The sequence below is a fragment of the Raoultella sp. T31 genome, assembly GCF_002806725.1.
GTDB lineage: Bacteria > Pseudomonadota > Gammaproteobacteria > Enterobacterales > Enterobacteriaceae > Klebsiella > Klebsiella electrica.
In genome coordinates this window covers 39,721-54,329 of sequence record NZ_PIBO01000028.1, presented here as the reverse complement: position 1 = coordinate 54,329, position 14,609 = coordinate 39,721, and the positions used below count along the sequence as shown (strand labels likewise).

Here is a 14,609-nt window from a genome sequence, read left to right as displayed (position 1 = left end):
GCATTAAAAACCGCTAAAAACGCACATTTTTGACTGGTGAATAAAACAGCAAATGTGATATAGTTCACACAACATAATGAAACAAGAACAATGTTTCATTATTCCCCTGATTGCCCGTAGATAGCCAGAGCGCCACGTCATCGTCAGTCTCACCAGGTTGTCAAAGGCACCCGATTTTCTTTGAGGATGAGGTTGATGGCTTCCATAACTACCAGTGTCATACTTTTGCGCTGGCCGCTGGTGAGCGCGGTGCTGATGTTTTTGGCCAGTTCGATGAACATTCAGCTACGTAAAAGTGAGTATGCCGGTTTAGCCGTTATTTGTAGCGGCCTCGGTCTGGTTGCGGCCTGCTGGTTCGCCACCGGCTTATTGGGGATCACGTTGCTGGATATCGCCAGAATCTGGGGCAATATCAAAGACGTCATGATCGAAGTCATGAGTCAGACGCCGACAGAATGGCCGATGGTCATGACCTGATACGCTAAAAGCTTCCCACGGGAGGCTTTTTTATTTACCAACAAATGCTACTCGCAATCCTTTGATATTTTAATAAATTTATCATTATAGATAATATATTTATTCCCAGGCTGGCGCAGCGCCGCCTGGCGAACCACCTCTCCAGGCCGTAGGTACCAGGCCTCGCCCTCTTCTTCCGTTGCATCACATCCCGGCTTAATCAGCAGTTTAAACCAGGTATTGCCGCTGTTGCTGACGCTTCCCGCCTGCCGATCGAAGGCCCATTTGAACTGCACCTGCCGCGGGCGTACCACCAGAATCGTGTCCATCACCACCACCGGATCAATACCGACAGCCCCGCCGGCCGCAGTGCGGCCAATGCGGTTTCGGGTAGGAATTTCACGAAACGACACCCGGTAATAGCGCTCACGATTATCCTGCGGGCCATGATAATAGAATTTAAAATATTCCCCTTGCCCGGCCTGCAGGGTGAGCTGACGCGGGGCAAAGAGCAGCTCGCCATCAGCCGGACGAGAACGGACCTCGTGACTCCCCGGTCGGTCTATTCCGACGACCGAAACCTGATAAAGCCGCGCGCTTGAGTTGTTATTCAGTACCCGTTTGGCGACAAAGCTCTCCTCTGCGCCCAGCGAAAAGGTTAAATTGCCGACGGAAATCGCCCTGCCCGCCGTTGGCAGGCCCAGAAGCAGCAACCACGCGACGGCCCGGAGCAGGTTAATTAATATTGCGCCATGTCGCCTGAACATGAATCTCTCCTGAAGCGCTCACTTCACCAAACCAGCCATCGTCATCTACCGTTCTTAACGAAATATTGTCGTTCATCGGTATAGAAAATTTCACCGTCGTCTTGTTCATCACGCCAATATCGCCGGAGGCATCCGTCCACGGCGTCGTCAGCCACAGCGCATCCGTCATATCGCGCCAGCGGTCATCACAGCCGGCGTCATAATTTTTGCTCGTTCCGCTGCGGGTGGTAAACGTCAGCAGCGCCGGGAAAGGCACTTTTGTCGCCCCGTCCGGCGAACTGAACAGGCAGTATGAACGCCCGGCAATCGACTGCGATGGGCCAGTGACTTTGATCAGGACTTCATCGGCGGCGGTTTTGCCGCTGGTGGTGACGATATAGCCAAAATCCAGCGAGGGCTGCCCCGCGCCGACATACCCTTCGCGCGACGGCGAGCTGATGTACTCATCGGAAATAATGCTGATGCTGAAATCACGCGGTTTGATAATCAGCGAGTTGGAGGTGGAAAATTCGTACCAGCCGGACTCCGGCGAGGTGGTGTTCTGGAAGCGGAAGTTAAACAGATCCTTGGTATTAATATCACTGATGCCCAGCGCCACCATCTGCTTAAAGAAGTTGCTGGAAAAGAAGATGTAGACCGAATCCGAGGCTTTCAGCTCGTTAAACGTATAGTAGTAGGCATTGCCGCTGACCGGCTTCCAGTTGTTACCATTAAGGCTGAACTGCATATCATAGATATTCACCGCCGACGTCAGCGAAGTGTTGTTAATCGCCGGGAAAATATGAATCGAGGTGTTGCTCAGTCCATTATGCTGCAAGGCATAGTTGACCATCTTGCAGCTCAGGCCGCTACGGCTACCAATCGTCTGCGCGCGACAGTTCGAGCTGCCCTCGCCCAGCGTCGGGACCCCATCGCTATTGATAAACACTTCGGTCAGCGAATGGGTGTTAACAAGCTTTAAGTTTGCCGCTTTAGTATGGGTCACTTTACGCACGTACCAGGCGCCGGAGGCCTGATCTTTGCAGCGCGCCCCGCTGCTTGCATCGTAGGAGATGGAGGTCTGGCAGGCGTTGATCGTCATCGACATGCTGCCGCCAACCGGCATCTGCTGTAGATACTGGTAGAAAGCGTCCGACATCATGCCGTGCATCCATTTTTGTCCGCCGGGGGTCACCGTCACACCGTAAAAGCCGTTTGCATCCGTGACCTGAGGCAAAATCAGACTGGTCGCCATATCGCAGCCGGCGTACCAGTTGATGCAGCGCAGGCCGCTCAGGGGATTCGACACCGGCGAATTTTCCAGCCACATGTCAAACTTCCAGTTGGCATTCAGCCCGGTGTTAAAGCCGTTATCGATATAGCCCAGACTCTGCTGATAGATAGTGCCGCTACCGGTGTATTTCAGTCCGGTCCAACGACTGGCGCCAGTCATGCGCGGATCCAGCACGCCGCCCGGCGTGGCGAAAAAGTTATCATCAGAGTTGTTTTCCACAAAAACAAACTGCACCGCTGCCGCGTCCGCCCAGGTTGTTTTCGTTACCGCCGCTTCTGCCCGCGGCGCGCACAGCGCGACGATAAACAGGCAAACCAACGGGAACCACTTAGCTTTCATGACCTTCTCCTGCCTGCTGCGCGCTGGCGTAAGTTTTCAGACCCGTACAGACGACATCGCCGACCCATACCGCTCCGCGCGCCTGACTCAACTCAAGCCCGACTTCACAGCTTTGGTTATTGCCGTAGGTAAAATCGATGGTGGGGTATTTTTTATCCACGTCCATCACGAATCCTCCCGTGTTATCGGTACGAGTCCGGCCAATATGGTTATTGATGTGCGCATTGGCCAGCAGCGTGCCGTCTTCGGCGCGGATGCGCCCGGAAACGGTCACCATCTGTTTCACCTCCGGTTCGATCACCGCCACGTTGCCCGGGTAGAGCGTCAGACTGCTCTTGCGGTTGCTGACAATGTCGTAGCTGTCGAGTGAGTTCTTGCTGTTTTGCAGCTCGACTTCATAACGGCTGTACGGTGAAAGCGGCAGATAGTTGCGTTTGCCGGTAAGCTGGACGACCCGTCCGTTGACCCTGGCGCTTAGCTTGCCGTCATCATCGAGATCGGTGTTAAAAATCACGCCAGCGTTGCCATCGGTGCGGCCGCTGGCGGCAATATTCCCCCCCTGCCAGCCGGCGCTACCGCTGGCGGTCAGGTTGGTATTCACATAGCCGTCAGCGCCGCTGTTAATATTGAGCGTGCCATTGGCATAGCGGGTATCAAACTGGGTATAGGCTCCGCCGCTCAGCGTTTTGTCATTACCGGTATCGCCGGAGATCGCCCGCGAAATATTGGCCCCAAGGGTACGTACCACCCCCTCATCAAACTGTTTACGGGCGGACAGGTTTGCCATGGTGTAGCCGTTCTGGTGGGTCATACCGGCGCTGAACCAGTTGCCCAGCGGGAGTGAGAAGTCGAGCGCGACATACTTCCCGGTACTGCTACTGCTCTCGCCGCCGCCATTATTAAAGCGCTGAATACCGGCACGCAGACCCAGCGAGCCGAAGGCGCCGCTAAAGAGAGTCTGATAATAATCCGCGGTGTAGTAATGGCTGTTATAGCGACGGTCATCGTTGTAGCTAATGCTAAAGGTCCCCAGCTTTGACCACAGCGGGTTCAGGTTAAGGGTTCCGCCAATCGCCCGGTTGTCGGCGTCGCTGCGGCGTAACCTGGCGCCAATAATGGTTTTTTCCTGGTTAAGCCATATAGTGCTGAAACCACCGGGCAACGAAGCGCTGATACTGCCAATGCTGCTCCAGGAGCTATCGCTGGCCAGCATATTTTGCAGGTTAACGTTGACAGACTCGGTCAGCGGGACGGTCAGACGCGTCTCGCCGACGGCATTGCTATCGTAACCGTAGCCGGTTGCTGCCCAGCTGAGCGTGCCCACGGAGCCGGATGTCGACAGGCCCGCCAGCCAGCTCTCTTTCGCCGGTTTGGTCTTTTTACCGCTCTCAGACCAGCTATCCATATGAAAGCTGCCGCCCCACACCTGCCAGGCCAGCGGTGCGCCCGCTCCGCGTCCGCGACTGAACAGTTTGTTCACCCGCTGGGTGCGCTTACTGACCACCCGGCCATTGACGATAACCTCAACGTCCACATCATAAATACCGTATGGTAGCCCCCGGGTGTCCACTTCGTGGTTACCCATCACAAAGTTCTGGACGCTCAGCAGACGCCCGTCGCGCGATAAATGCACCTCCCCCGCGGCAGGTAAAAAAGCCACGATCGGCGTGACCGATTGTGAATTATCAAACACCGTTGAGCTGGCCTGGTTTCCCCAGGATGCGCCGTAGATTTTGCCCGCGGAAATGGCGGTCATCGGCCCAAGCGACTGTAAATTCCACGTATCCAGCATCCCGCCGGCAAAGCGATGCCCGGCGAAATCACGCTCATACATGGCCTTATAAATTTCGCTATCCTGATTGCTGGTTCCGGTGCCATAGAGCGAACCGTCCAACACGATATGGTGCTCGCGCAGCGAGCTGACGCTGTTCAACGACAGATAGCTGGAGGTACTGTTGCCACCGTTACGCATCTGGTTGTTATACACGCCGAGGTTATAGTTCAGACTGCTGCTGAGGCGGTTAACGCTGGACTGGCCGATATCTTCACTGCGTGAGCGCAGGACGGTTCCCAGCGCTTCTCGTTTCACCACCAGTTGCAGCAGCAACTGCCGCAGACTGAGCTGTAGCTGCGCATCGCGGGTGAGCGTGATGTGTAAATCGCTGTTGAAGGGCGTATTCGCCAGTTCAGTCAGCGTTTTTCGGGTTTGCTCACTGACGCTGGCGTTATCGCCGCGCTCTTCCAGTTGAATATGACGGATGCGCAGCGTACCGGCATCCAGCCAGATAAACGCACTGCCAAGGCGCTGGTCGTCCCCGGTACCCGCACTGCCTTCCAGGTGAAGAAACAGCGGGATACTCATTCCATCCTGTAGCGCCTGGCTGAATGCCTGAGGAATCACCACGCCGCCAATTTGCTGCACCTGCTGAGGCGCGGCATTCACACTAAGTGGAAGAGTCAAAATGGCCATGCCGCAGGCAAGGAGCGTTTTCAGCTCAGGTGAAATCCGTCGTAAAGGCATACCCTGATTCCATCAGCACAATTGTTATTTTACGGGAACAAACTGCTCGCCCTGCCAGAGTGCGACCCGCCCCTTTTTATCGGCAACATTCACGCGGGTGAAACGGCGCTCTTTGCCGGGCATGAGGTAATAATTCTCTTTGCATTCTTTGCCATCTGCGGGCTTCAGGCAGGGGCCGTACGCCAGGATGCGCAGCGTGGCGTTGCCGGTATTCACCAGCGTTGCGTTGGCATACTGATAGCGGTAATTAGCCCTACGCGGGGCAACGACCAGGATGGTGCCGATACGGGCCGATGCGGTAGCAACCGCACTGCGCCTGGCGCTATCGCGCTGCGCATCGCTCAATGCCTGATCGAACCAGACAATGCGGTAGTAGCGTTCTTTATTATCCGCCGGCCCCTTATAGAAAAAGCGGATGACATCGCTACTCTTCGCGGGCAGTAGCAGGCTGGCTGGCGTCAGCAGCACTTCGTCCTGACGGTCCATCGGAATCACGCTGCCACCTTCAAGCGGTGAGGAGAGGCGTTCAACATGGATATTGATTAAACGTCCGCTATCGGTGGTGTTTTTAATCTCTTTACTGAGCACGCTGGCGTCGCTGTTCATAAATGAAGAAATATCGCCAACATCCAGTGCCAGGGCCGGCATGATGGCGCAAAAATACAGGCTGATAGCCAGGATGCGGTTTTTCATATGGATTCGGTCCGTGGGAGAAAGCAGGGGGAATCCCCTGCTCGTGCGACAGAGAAATCAGCTGGTCCAGGTCGCGTCGAACTGGACGCTGACGTCACCGCTCCAGATCCCTTCCGGCAGCGTGCTGTAATCGGTCACTGCGGTCGTACCATTGGTGGTGCCGCTGATGATAGAGAAGTTAAAACCATCCTGGGCGGTAGCGCGGCCAGTCTGGTTGTAGCCATTAGACAGCGCGCTAAGGTTGCCGCCCAGAATGCCGTTCTCCGTGTCGATCATCACGGTATTAGCCGATTTTTCGACGGCAACGCCGTTATAATCCACGCCGACATTCAGCGTCGAACCGGAAGTGTCCAGCTGGGTCAGGGTATTGGTAATCAGACGGGAGGTCAGTTTAAATGCTGTCGCAGTCGCATCTCCTTCAATCGCAACATCAAACAGACCTTTCTGGGAGTTAAAACCTTTAATCCCTTCCGCATACTGGAAAGCCAGGCTACCCAGAGGGGTCACAACCAGTTTGCTGGTGGTGTCTTTTTTTGCCGTTGCCGACCAGGTTGCGACGGCCTGAGCCGTAACGTCTGCGGCCTGAACAGCACCCACACAGAAAGTCGTCACAAGAGCTGCTGCTAACATTTTCAATTTCATATTTCATCACCTGATAAAAATAATAGGCTTGTTATCGCCCGTGCTGTTCCATAGTTTTTTATGGAGCCATTACCCTTAAGAACCGGATGTTCTTAAATGCAAAAGTTGAATAAAACCGATAAAACTCACTAAATTCCCGCAAGAATAAAACGCAACCGCACTGCCAGTGATACAATATTAAATAAGAACCATGTCGGCACCTGATGCCGGCAAGATAAAACGCATTAAAGCAAACATGGTTATGTTGTTGTTATTTAGCAACCCGACTTTATTGCTGGTATTGCTTTTATGTAAGCTCACTGTCTTGATACTCAGACCAAGAATTTCAGAAATATCATTAAGTAAGTTACCAATAATCATTAATGACATTATCTTCTCTTCACGCACCGTGAGTTTTCTTTTCCTGGCTTTAAACTTTTTTAATTTAAGGATGCTTGCAACCGTTTTAACACTCGCATCAGAAGACAGAAAGCAGATATTATTAATGTCAGAAACATCACTGACAAATTTGGCATCGGGTGCCACAATCACTTTCGCCGGGCTGTTCGACAAATAGTATTGATACGAACAAAGCATTTTATCTATCTGTGCAAAATGAATAATGACGTAATCTTCAGCGCTCAACGCCTGACACTGCTGGTGCGCATACTCATTGTCAATGTTATCGACCCAGGCGATGTTGCAGTCATCATCAGCCACACAGGCCAGACCCTGCATATAGAAATAATTATCTGTTACGATTAAGACAGCCATGATAACAGAACCTCCATTCCATTGAGCCTGCTTGAACTCATCCGTTGACAGACGCAACATCAATAATGACGTTGGCCCCTGCTTTTTTACTTTTATTTTATGAGCAGTGACAAAACATCACTATTATTTTTGTTACGGTAACGCTGCCACGTTTCATGCACAAATAGTAAGCTTAATAAGCAGAATTTATTACTCATAAAGTTATGAAGGACAAAAAAATCACATTTGTTGAACATTTGTTAAAACTCAAGCCATTGATAATAATGAGAATAAACAGTAAATTTAACAAATAAAAATCAATTTAGAAAAACCTCATTCAGAGATTGAGATTATTCTTAGTTATGAGTGAATGTCAGGTTTACTCTTTGGTGCTAGTATCGCCTCATCAAATCCCAGATAAATGGCACAGTGGTAACTATTCTCACAATAAGAAATCATATATGGCTACTATTTACGTTATCGAGAACACGCTGCGATTTAACTCAGAAGCGCATACTCTCCATTCCATAAAAAGTAATGAACGCATGACTCTGGCAATACCAGCAAGCCTTTGCTTTGATTTGTTAATAAAAAATCAGGGCAGAATTGTCACCCAGGCAGAGCTGCTGCAAAATGCGTGGGGAGAAAGAGGAATGAGTGTTACGCCGAATACTCTACATCAAAATATCTCTTTGTTGCGCAAGTCTTTAAATCACTTCAATGTGAATGGAACACTGATTCAAACAATCCCTAAACGGGGTTTCATGATTGCTGATGAAGCGAATATCCTGATTGACAGTCCCGGGAGTCCTCCACAGAGGGATAGCGTGGTTCCCGAAATAAATCAGATGAACGGGGTTGTGACGGAAGTAGATGACACTCATCATGAAGGGAGCCAGCAACTTCACGCCGACCCGCCGACGACACAAGACAAAGACGATGTCCTGTCAACGGGAATCATCGGCGCAGTGAGAAGCCGACAGACAGGATGGATTGTTGCTGGTATTGCAAGTCTGTTGATTATTCTGCTGCATCTCTACATTAATCAGTCAGCCACAACCGATTCACCTTTCTCGTCATATACGCTGCTCACGACGATCAACAGTTGCAAGATATTTAGAAACGATGATCTAAGGTTTGATGAATACTATATTAACTTCCTTAAAGAGCATAACATCACCTGCTCAAATGGACAGACTATTTATATAACGAATCATTACCCATCGAGCAGGACTTCACTGATCTCCTGTCGATACCCAATAACATCTAATAAAAAATCATTCTGTACTTCATCTTATTACTTAAAATAACTCAATATGAAAACACGAAAGATAAACAAAGCTATTGCATATGCTTTAATTATTATTACGATAAGCCTGACAGTTTATTACATAAGTTCATCTGATGACGGTGAAAGCATTAGCTGTACGTCCGCTTTTTCAATCGTCAACGGTGATGAGGAATTTTCTTTCTCTGTCACTTTCTTTGCCAGTGATGGTGATGGGTTAATGACATTCAATGGTAACTCAGGAAATTCAAAAGATAATATCAGCATCAGAAAATATATAACCTATGTAAAAAACAAAAATAATATTTATATTTTCAGAAGTAGCAGTACTAATGTTCGCTCGAGTGCTACAGCACTACCTGAGAGGTTCGATGAGATTATGCCGCCGTTCTTTACGGAGATCAGTAAAGAAGATCGATTCATTATCAAAATCTTAAAGATAAAACAGGGCTCATGGGTATTTATGTCAACAAATACCCCCTATTTTATTTGCGAAAATAATAATGGGTAGCGCAAGCCTCGCTAGCAGAACGCGTGGTGCGTGAAACTACCAGGACAACGCTTAATCACACAATGCGGCTGATAACAGCAACCCTCGATCGTGGTGGCCCCGAAATCATAGGGACAGGATGGCCTTTCCCTCAGGGCTTCCCACTGTGTATGGCTGTAGGTTGAAATATTATAAACCTTAATATGATGATATTTATCATTAACCAATACTTTCGAGGAAAACAGCCTCATAGATTCCCCGGGAAGTAACAGAATATCGGCCTCATACCATATAATGAATTTTAAAAAGCGCAATCTCGAGATACTCGAAAATGCCACGCCAGAATGAGGGCAGATAATTGTGTTCTGAATTTTCCATTTCATATCGCGTCCTTGTGCTTTCCTGAAAATAGCCACATAGATAGTGATAACAAAGTTTATAATTATCCGCAAGCCCTCCCCTTGATATTATGATGTAAAGTAACGTACGCGGTCAATAAACTGACAGGCAGGCAGTGGCGGACTGATATAAAATGCGTAGACATAAAGAATTAAAATACATAAATCTACATTACGTCGGGTATAAAATTACAATAAGCGGATGATTGAAATAGCGGCCATAATAAACAGCATACGACGACTCACCCTCACCCCATGACGTTATTTGCGCATATTTACCCGGTTGCCCGGATAGTAAACTGAAATGGCTCCGCTCCCGCGCGGCCGGGGGACGGACCGCTCCCGCCACGCTGTGAGGCGCTATCACATTACAGGATACGCGGAGCGCGCAGACATAAAAAAACCTGAGTCCGGTAGAATACCAAACCCAGGCCCTGAAAGCCGCTTCTTAATGTAAACTGTCCAACTTCATGGGGTCAGTCCAAAACGGGGCTTTTTTTTATGCTTTAACCGCAGCGTTTAAGGATAACCTTAGAACGGGATATCGTCATCGAAATCCATCGGTGGTTCGTTAGAAGGGGCTGCCGGTGCCTGCTGCTGCGGACGAGACTGCGCGCCGCCGCTAAACTGGTTGCCGCCCTGCGGCTGCTGCGGCTGACCCCAACCGCCCTGCGCCTGACCGCCGCCTGCCGGAGCACCCGCGCCCTGCTGACGACCGCCGAGCATTTGCATCGTGCCACCAACGTTAACCACGATCTCGGTGGTGTATTTTTCCTGACCGGATTGGTCAGTCCATTTACGGGTGCGCAGCTGGCCTTCAATATAGACCTGAGAACCTTTACGCAGATACTCGCCGGCCACTTCCGCCAGTTTGCCGAACAGCACAACGCGGTGCCATTCGGTCTGCTCTTTCATCTCACCGGTCGCTTTATCACGCCAGGATTCGGAAGTAGCCAGCGTAATGTTGGCAACTGCGCCACCACTCGGCATGTAGCGTACTTCCGGGTCCTGGCCCAGATTACCGACGAGAATCACCTTGTTTACGCCTCTGCTGGCCATGTTTGTGTCTCCTGAATGCATTTCTTAATAGTGTAAACGCGCGAGTGTACCATTTCCAGGCGCTATGTTGATAGCTGGGAAGTATGTTCCAGATAACTCTCGCGGCACGACATTTTTGCATACCCCGCAGGAAAATGCATTCCAATACTGTATATTCAAACAGGTTAAATTGTGTCATAATTAGCCGTTTCTGCCGTTTGTCCTTCTAACAAACCAGGCTATCCGCGTATCTACCGGGAAAGGTGAATGGATAAGATCGAAGTTCGGGGCGCCCGCACCCATAATCTCAAAAACATCAACCTCGTCATCCCACGCGACAAACTGATTGTCGTCACCGGGCTGTCAGGGTCAGGCAAATCCTCATTGGCTTTCGACACACTGTATGCCGAAGGACAACGTCGCTACGTTGAATCGCTCTCCGCCTATGCGCGTCAGTTTCTGTCGCTAATGGAGAAGCCGGACGTCGATCATATCGAAGGGCTGTCGCCGGCGATTTCCATTGAACAGAAATCAACGTCGCATAACCCGCGTTCTACGGTTGGGACCATTACCGAAATTCACGACTATCTGCGCCTGCTGTACGCGCGCGTCGGCGAGCCGCGCTGCCCGGACCATGATGTTCCTCTGGCTGCTCAGACCGTCAGCCAGATGGTCGACAATGTGCTCTCACAACCGGAAGGTCAGCGCCTGATGCTGCTGGCGCCGATCATTAAAGAACGTAAAGGCGAGCACACCAAAACGCTGGAGAACCTCGCCAGCCAGGGCTATATCCGCGCGAGGATCGACGGCGAGGTCTGCGATCTTTCCGATCCGCCGAAGCTGGAACTGCAAAAGAAACACACCATTGAAGTGGTGATCGATCGCTTCAAGGTGCGTGACGATCTGTCCCAGCGTCTGGCCGAATCCTTTGAAACCGCGCTGGATCTTTCCGGCGGTACCGCCGTTGTCGCCAATATGGACGACGAAAAAGCGGAAGAGCTGCTGTTCTCCGCCAATTTCGCCTGCCCGATTTGCGGCTACAGCATGCGTGAGCTGGAGCCTCGCCTGTTTTCGTTCAACAACCCGGCAGGCGCCTGCCCGACCTGTGACGGTCTGGGCGTTCAGCAGTACTTCGATCCCGACAGGGTTATCCAGAATGCCGAGCTGTCGCTGGCGGGCGGCGCCATTCGCGGCTGGGATCGGCGTAACTTCTACTACTTCCAGATGCTGAAGTCGCTGGCGGAGCATTATCAGTTCGATATCGAGGCGCCGTGGGGCACCCTGGCCGCCGACGTGCAAAAAGTCATTTTGTACGGCTCAGGCAAAGAGAATATTGAATTCAAATACATGAACGACCGTGGCGATACGTCAGTACGCCGTCACCCGTTCGAAGGCGTGCTGCACAATATGGAACGCCGCTACAAAGAGACGGAATCCAGCGCGGTGCGCGAGGAGCTGGCGAAGTTTATCAGCAACCGCCCGTGCGCCAGCTGTGACGGTACCCGTCTGCGCCGCGAAGCCCGCCACGTATTTGTCGAAAATACGCCGCTGCCCACCATCTCCGACATGAGCATTGGCCACGCGATGGATTTCTTCAACAACCTGAAGCTCTCCGGCCAGCGGGCGCAAATTGCCGAAAAAGTGCTGAAAGAGATTGGCGATCGCCTGAAATTCCTCGTCAACGTCGGCCTGAACTATCTGACGCTCTCCCGTTCGGCGGAAACGCTCTCCGGCGGTGAGGCTCAGCGTATTCGCCTGGCGAGCCAGATTGGCGCCGGACTGGTCGGCGTGATGTACGTGCTGGATGAGCCGTCCATCGGCCTGCATCAGCGCGATAACGAACGCCTGCTCGGCACGCTGGTCCATCTGCGTAATCTGGGCAATACGGTGATTGTCGTCGAGCATGATGAAGACGCTATCCGCGCCGCCGACCACGTGATCGACATCGGCCCAGGCGCCGGGGTACACGGCGGCCAGGTGGTGGCTGAAGGGACGCTGGACGCGATCATGGCGGTGCCGGAATCCCTGACCGGGCAGTACATGAGCGGCAAACGCAAGATCGAAGTGCCGAAGCAGCGCGTGCCTGCCGATCCGGGAAAAGTCCTGAAGCTTACCGGCGCGCGCGGCAACAACCTGAAGGATGTGACGCTGACGCTGCCGGTCGGCCTGTTTACCTGCATCACCGGTGTATCTGGTTCCGGTAAATCGACGCTGATTAACGATACGCTGTTCCCGATTGCCCAGCGTCAGCTCAACGGCGCGACCATCGTCGAACCTGCGCCATACCGCGATGTGCAGGGGCTGGAACACTTCGATAAGGTTATCGATATCGACCAGAGCCCGATTGGCCGTACGCCGCGTTCAAACCCGGCGACCTACACCGGCGTCTTTACTCCGGTACGCGAACTGTTTGCCGGCGTGCCGGAATCGCGCTCACGCGGCTATACCCCAGGACGCTTCAGCTTTAACGTCCGCGGCGGGCGCTGCGAAGCCTGTCAGGGCGATGGCGTGATTAAAGTCGAAATGCACTTCTTGCCGGATATTTATGTGCCGTGCGACCAGTGCAAAGGCAAGCGCTATAACCGCGAAACGCTGGAGATTAAGTACAAAGGCAAGACCATTCATGAAGTGCTGGATATGACCATTGAAGAAGCGCGCGAGTTCTTTGATGCCGTTCCGGCGCTGGCGCGTAAGCTGCAAACGCTGATGGATGTCGGTCTGACCTATATTCGTCTCGGCCAGTCCGCCACCACGCTGTCCGGCGGTGAGGCCCAGCGCGTGAAGCTGGCGCGCGAGCTGTCAAAACGCGGTACCGGCCAGACGCTCTATATTCTCGATGAGCCGACGACGGGGCTGCACTTCGCCGATATCCAGCAGTTGCTGGAGGTGCTGCACCAGCTGCGCGATCAGGGCAACACCATCGTGGTCATTGAGCACAACCTGGATGTCATCAAAACGGCGGACTGGATCGTTGACCTTGGGCCGGAAGGCGGCAGCGGCGGCGGTGAAATCCTCGTCTCCGGTACGCCAGAGACCGTTGCAGAGTGCGAAGCCTCGCACACCGCGCGCTTCCTCAAACCCTTGCTGAGCTAATCACCGTGCAAGCTGCTGTCGGGTCGGTTCCGACAGCAGCCGCACCGCCTGCTGGTAAGAGGCGTCCACCAGATAGTAAATCTGCGAATCCGGCAAGGAGCCATCCAGAAAGACCGTACTCCAGTGGGCTTTATTCAGATGTCTGCTGGGTCGGATATCCACATGCTGTTCCCGTAGCAGTTCGGCAAGCTCCGGGCTGGCTTTCAGCGACACCGCTGGCCGCTTGTCTTCCACTTCTTTCACTAATGCAAAGAGCACATCCGACACTTTAATCTGCGTGGCTTTCCAGTCGCTGTGCACACTTTGCTCTGCGCCCGGTTTTGCCATGCAGTACAGCAATAACTCCGAAATGGTCATCTGTTATTCCCCCGTGAGCGTCGCAACAATATGCCGCGAACCGCCGTGAATACGATGTTCCCCTAACCAGATTCCTTGCCAGGTCCCCAGCCTGACGCGCCCGTCCTGCACCGGCAGCAGCAGGGAGACGCCAGGCATCGACGACTTGATATGCGACGGCATATCATCAGGACCTTCATAATCATGTTCGTACGGCGCATTGTCCGGCACCGCGTTAAGAAAATACTGCTCCATGTCGTAGCGGACGGTCGGATCGCAGTTTTCGTTAAGCGTCAGGGAAGCGGAAGTGTGCTGGAGCAGCAGATGCAACATACCGACTTTGACGCACGACAGCGCGTGGAGCTGGCCGAGGATCTCATCGGTCACCAGATGAAAGCCGCGGGATTTTGCGCCTAAGGTCAAAGTTTGTTGATGCCACATAAACCACTCCTGTTGCGAATGAATCTTTCTAAGTGTGCAGCAATAAGCGAAAAGGTAAAACCTTGCCACGCGCTTTTTCGTACAAAAAAGCGGCAACCCGCA

14 protein-coding genes are annotated in these 14,609 nt (G+C 52.3%); 4 read left to right on the top strand and 10 right to left on the bottom strand.

Annotated features, from left to right (window positions below):
* Positions 1 to 195: 195 nt before the first annotated feature.
* A complete protein-coding gene (locus CWM52_RS17825) occupies positions 196 to 477 on the top strand; it encodes a YjcB family protein (protein WP_100685324.1) in 282 nt (93 codons plus the stop codon).
* A 47-nt stretch (positions 478 to 524) separates the two neighbouring features.
* Here CWM52_RS17825 and CWM52_RS17820 read toward each other — a convergent pair whose 3' ends face one another.
* The 6 genes from CWM52_RS17820 to CWM52_RS17795 form a co-directional block, all read right to left on the bottom strand.
* Positions 525 to 1,223, bottom strand: a complete 699-nt coding sequence (locus tag CWM52_RS17820) for a fimbria/pilus periplasmic chaperone (protein WP_100685323.1) — start codon at positions 1,221 to 1,223, stop codon at positions 525 to 527.
* On the bottom strand, positions 1,192 to 2,835 hold the full coding sequence (gene ecpD, locus CWM52_RS17815; RefSeq protein WP_100685322.1) for a fimbrial adhesin EcpD: 1,644 nt from the start codon (positions 2,833 to 2,835) through the stop codon (positions 1,192 to 1,194). Before ecpD ends, CWM52_RS17820 begins: the two co-directional genes overlap by 32 nt.
* Positions 2,825 to 5,356 carry a fimbrial biogenesis outer membrane usher protein gene (locus CWM52_RS17810; RefSeq protein WP_100685321.1) on the bottom strand — a complete coding sequence of 844 codons (2,532 nt, stop codon included), beginning with the start codon at positions 5,354 to 5,356 and terminating at the stop codon, positions 2,825 to 2,827. Before CWM52_RS17810 ends, ecpD begins: the two co-directional genes overlap by 11 nt.
* A gap of 24 nt (positions 5,357 to 5,380) precedes the next feature.
* The gene (locus tag CWM52_RS17805; RefSeq protein ID WP_100685320.1) at positions 5,381 to 6,049 is read right to left on the bottom strand and encodes a hypothetical protein; all 669 of its coding nucleotides are present in this window, start codon (positions 6,047 to 6,049) and stop codon (positions 5,381 to 5,383) included.
* Between the two features lie 57 nt (positions 6,050 to 6,106).
* Complete coding sequence (gene ecpA, locus CWM52_RS17800; RefSeq protein ID WP_100685319.1) at positions 6,107 to 6,691, bottom strand: common pilus major fimbrillin subunit EcpA; 585 nt, start codon at positions 6,689 to 6,691, stop codon at positions 6,107 to 6,109.
* A gap of 177 nt (positions 6,692 to 6,868) precedes the next feature.
* Complete coding sequence (locus CWM52_RS17795; protein ID WP_227521312.1) at positions 6,869 to 7,504, bottom strand: LuxR C-terminal-related transcriptional regulator; 636 nt, start codon at positions 7,502 to 7,504, stop codon at positions 6,869 to 6,871.
* A 380-nt stretch (positions 7,505 to 7,884) separates the two neighbouring features.
* On the opposite strand from CWM52_RS17795, the gene CWM52_RS17790 reads away from it, so the two are divergent.
* Positions 7,885 to 8,733, top strand: coding sequence for a winged helix-turn-helix domain-containing protein (locus CWM52_RS17790; protein WP_100685317.1), 849 nt, complete (start codon positions 7,885 to 7,887; stop codon positions 8,731 to 8,733).
* A 6-nt stretch (positions 8,734 to 8,739) separates the two neighbouring features.
* Positions 8,740 to 9,222, top strand: coding sequence for a hypothetical protein (locus tag CWM52_RS26870; protein ID WP_224742510.1), 483 nt, complete (start codon positions 8,740 to 8,742; stop codon positions 9,220 to 9,222).
* An 11-nt stretch (positions 9,223 to 9,233) separates the two neighbouring features.
* On the opposite strand, the gene iraM is transcribed toward CWM52_RS26870, so the two are convergent.
* Both iraM and ssb1 read right to left on the bottom strand, forming a co-directional pair.
* Positions 9,234 to 9,584 carry an anti-adapter protein IraM gene (iraM, locus tag CWM52_RS17780; protein ID WP_100685339.1) on the bottom strand — a complete coding sequence of 117 codons (351 nt, stop codon included), beginning with the start codon at positions 9,582 to 9,584 and terminating at the stop codon, positions 9,234 to 9,236.
* 546 nt (positions 9,585 to 10,130) lie between these two features.
* The gene (gene ssb1 / locus CWM52_RS17775; protein WP_100685316.1) at positions 10,131 to 10,658 is read right to left on the bottom strand and encodes a single-stranded DNA-binding protein SSB1; all 528 of its coding nucleotides are present in this window, start codon (positions 10,656 to 10,658) and stop codon (positions 10,131 to 10,133) included.
* Between the two features lie 246 nt (positions 10,659 to 10,904).
* Here ssb1 and uvrA point away from each other — a divergent pair, with 246 nt between their 5' ends.
* Positions 10,905 to 13,730, top strand: a complete 2,826-nt coding sequence (gene uvrA, locus CWM52_RS17765) for an excinuclease ABC subunit UvrA (RefSeq protein WP_100685315.1) — start codon at positions 10,905 to 10,907, stop codon at positions 13,728 to 13,730.
* On the opposite strand, the gene CWM52_RS17760 is transcribed toward uvrA, so the two are convergent.
* Together CWM52_RS17760 and CWM52_RS17755 are read right to left on the bottom strand one after the other, a co-directional pair.
* Positions 13,731 to 14,087 (bottom strand): MmcQ/YjbR family DNA-binding protein, encoded by a 357-nt coding sequence (locus tag CWM52_RS17760; protein ID WP_100685314.1) that lies wholly within the window; start codon positions 14,085 to 14,087, stop codon positions 13,731 to 13,733.
* 3 nt (positions 14,088 to 14,090) lie between these two features.
* Complete coding sequence (locus CWM52_RS17755) at positions 14,091 to 14,507, bottom strand: secondary thiamine-phosphate synthase enzyme YjbQ (protein WP_100685313.1); 417 nt, start codon at positions 14,505 to 14,507, stop codon at positions 14,091 to 14,093.
* Positions 14,508 to 14,609 lie beyond the last annotated feature (102 nt).

Bases quoted from the DNA above. Each gene is read 5' to 3' on its own strand.
- CWM52_RS17825 (WP_100685324.1), top strand. From the start codon at position 196: ATGGCTTCCATAACTACCAGTGTCATACTTTTGCGCTGGCCGCTGGTG.
- CWM52_RS17820 (WP_100685323.1), bottom strand. From the start codon at position 1,223: ATGTTCAGGCGACATGGCGCAATATTAATTAACCTGCTCCGGGCCGTC.
- ecpD (WP_100685322.1), bottom strand. From the start codon at position 2,835: ATGAAAGCTAAGTGGTTCCCGTTGGTTTGCCTGTTTATCGTCGCGCTG.
- CWM52_RS17810 (WP_100685321.1), bottom strand. From the start codon at position 5,356: ATGCCTTTACGACGGATTTCACCTGAGCTGAAAACGCTCCTTGCCTGC.
- CWM52_RS17805 (WP_100685320.1), bottom strand. From the start codon at position 6,049: ATGAAAAACCGCATCCTGGCTATCAGCCTGTATTTTTGCGCCATCATG.
- ecpA (WP_100685319.1), bottom strand. From the start codon at position 6,691: ATGAAATTGAAAATGTTAGCAGCAGCTCTTGTGACGACTTTCTGTGTG.
- CWM52_RS17795 (WP_227521312.1), bottom strand. From the start codon at position 7,504: ATGTTGCGTCTGTCAACGGATGAGTTCAAGCAGGCTCAATGGAATGGA.
- CWM52_RS17790 (WP_100685317.1), top strand. From the start codon at position 7,885: ATGGCTACTATTTACGTTATCGAGAACACGCTGCGATTTAACTCAGAA.
- CWM52_RS26870 (WP_224742510.1), top strand. From the start codon at position 8,740: ATGAAAACACGAAAGATAAACAAAGCTATTGCATATGCTTTAATTATT.
- iraM (WP_100685339.1), bottom strand. From the start codon at position 9,584: ATGAAATGGAAAATTCAGAACACAATTATCTGCCCTCATTCTGGCGTG.
- ssb1 (WP_100685316.1), bottom strand. From the start codon at position 10,658: ATGGCCAGCAGAGGCGTAAACAAGGTGATTCTCGTCGGTAATCTGGGC.
- uvrA (WP_100685315.1), top strand. From the start codon at position 10,905: ATGGATAAGATCGAAGTTCGGGGCGCCCGCACCCATAATCTCAAAAAC.
- CWM52_RS17760 (WP_100685314.1), bottom strand. From the start codon at position 14,087: ATGACCATTTCGGAGTTATTGCTGTACTGCATGGCAAAACCGGGCGCA.
- CWM52_RS17755 (WP_100685313.1), bottom strand. From the start codon at position 14,507: ATGTGGCATCAACAAACTTTGACCTTAGGCGCAAAATCCCGCGGCTTT.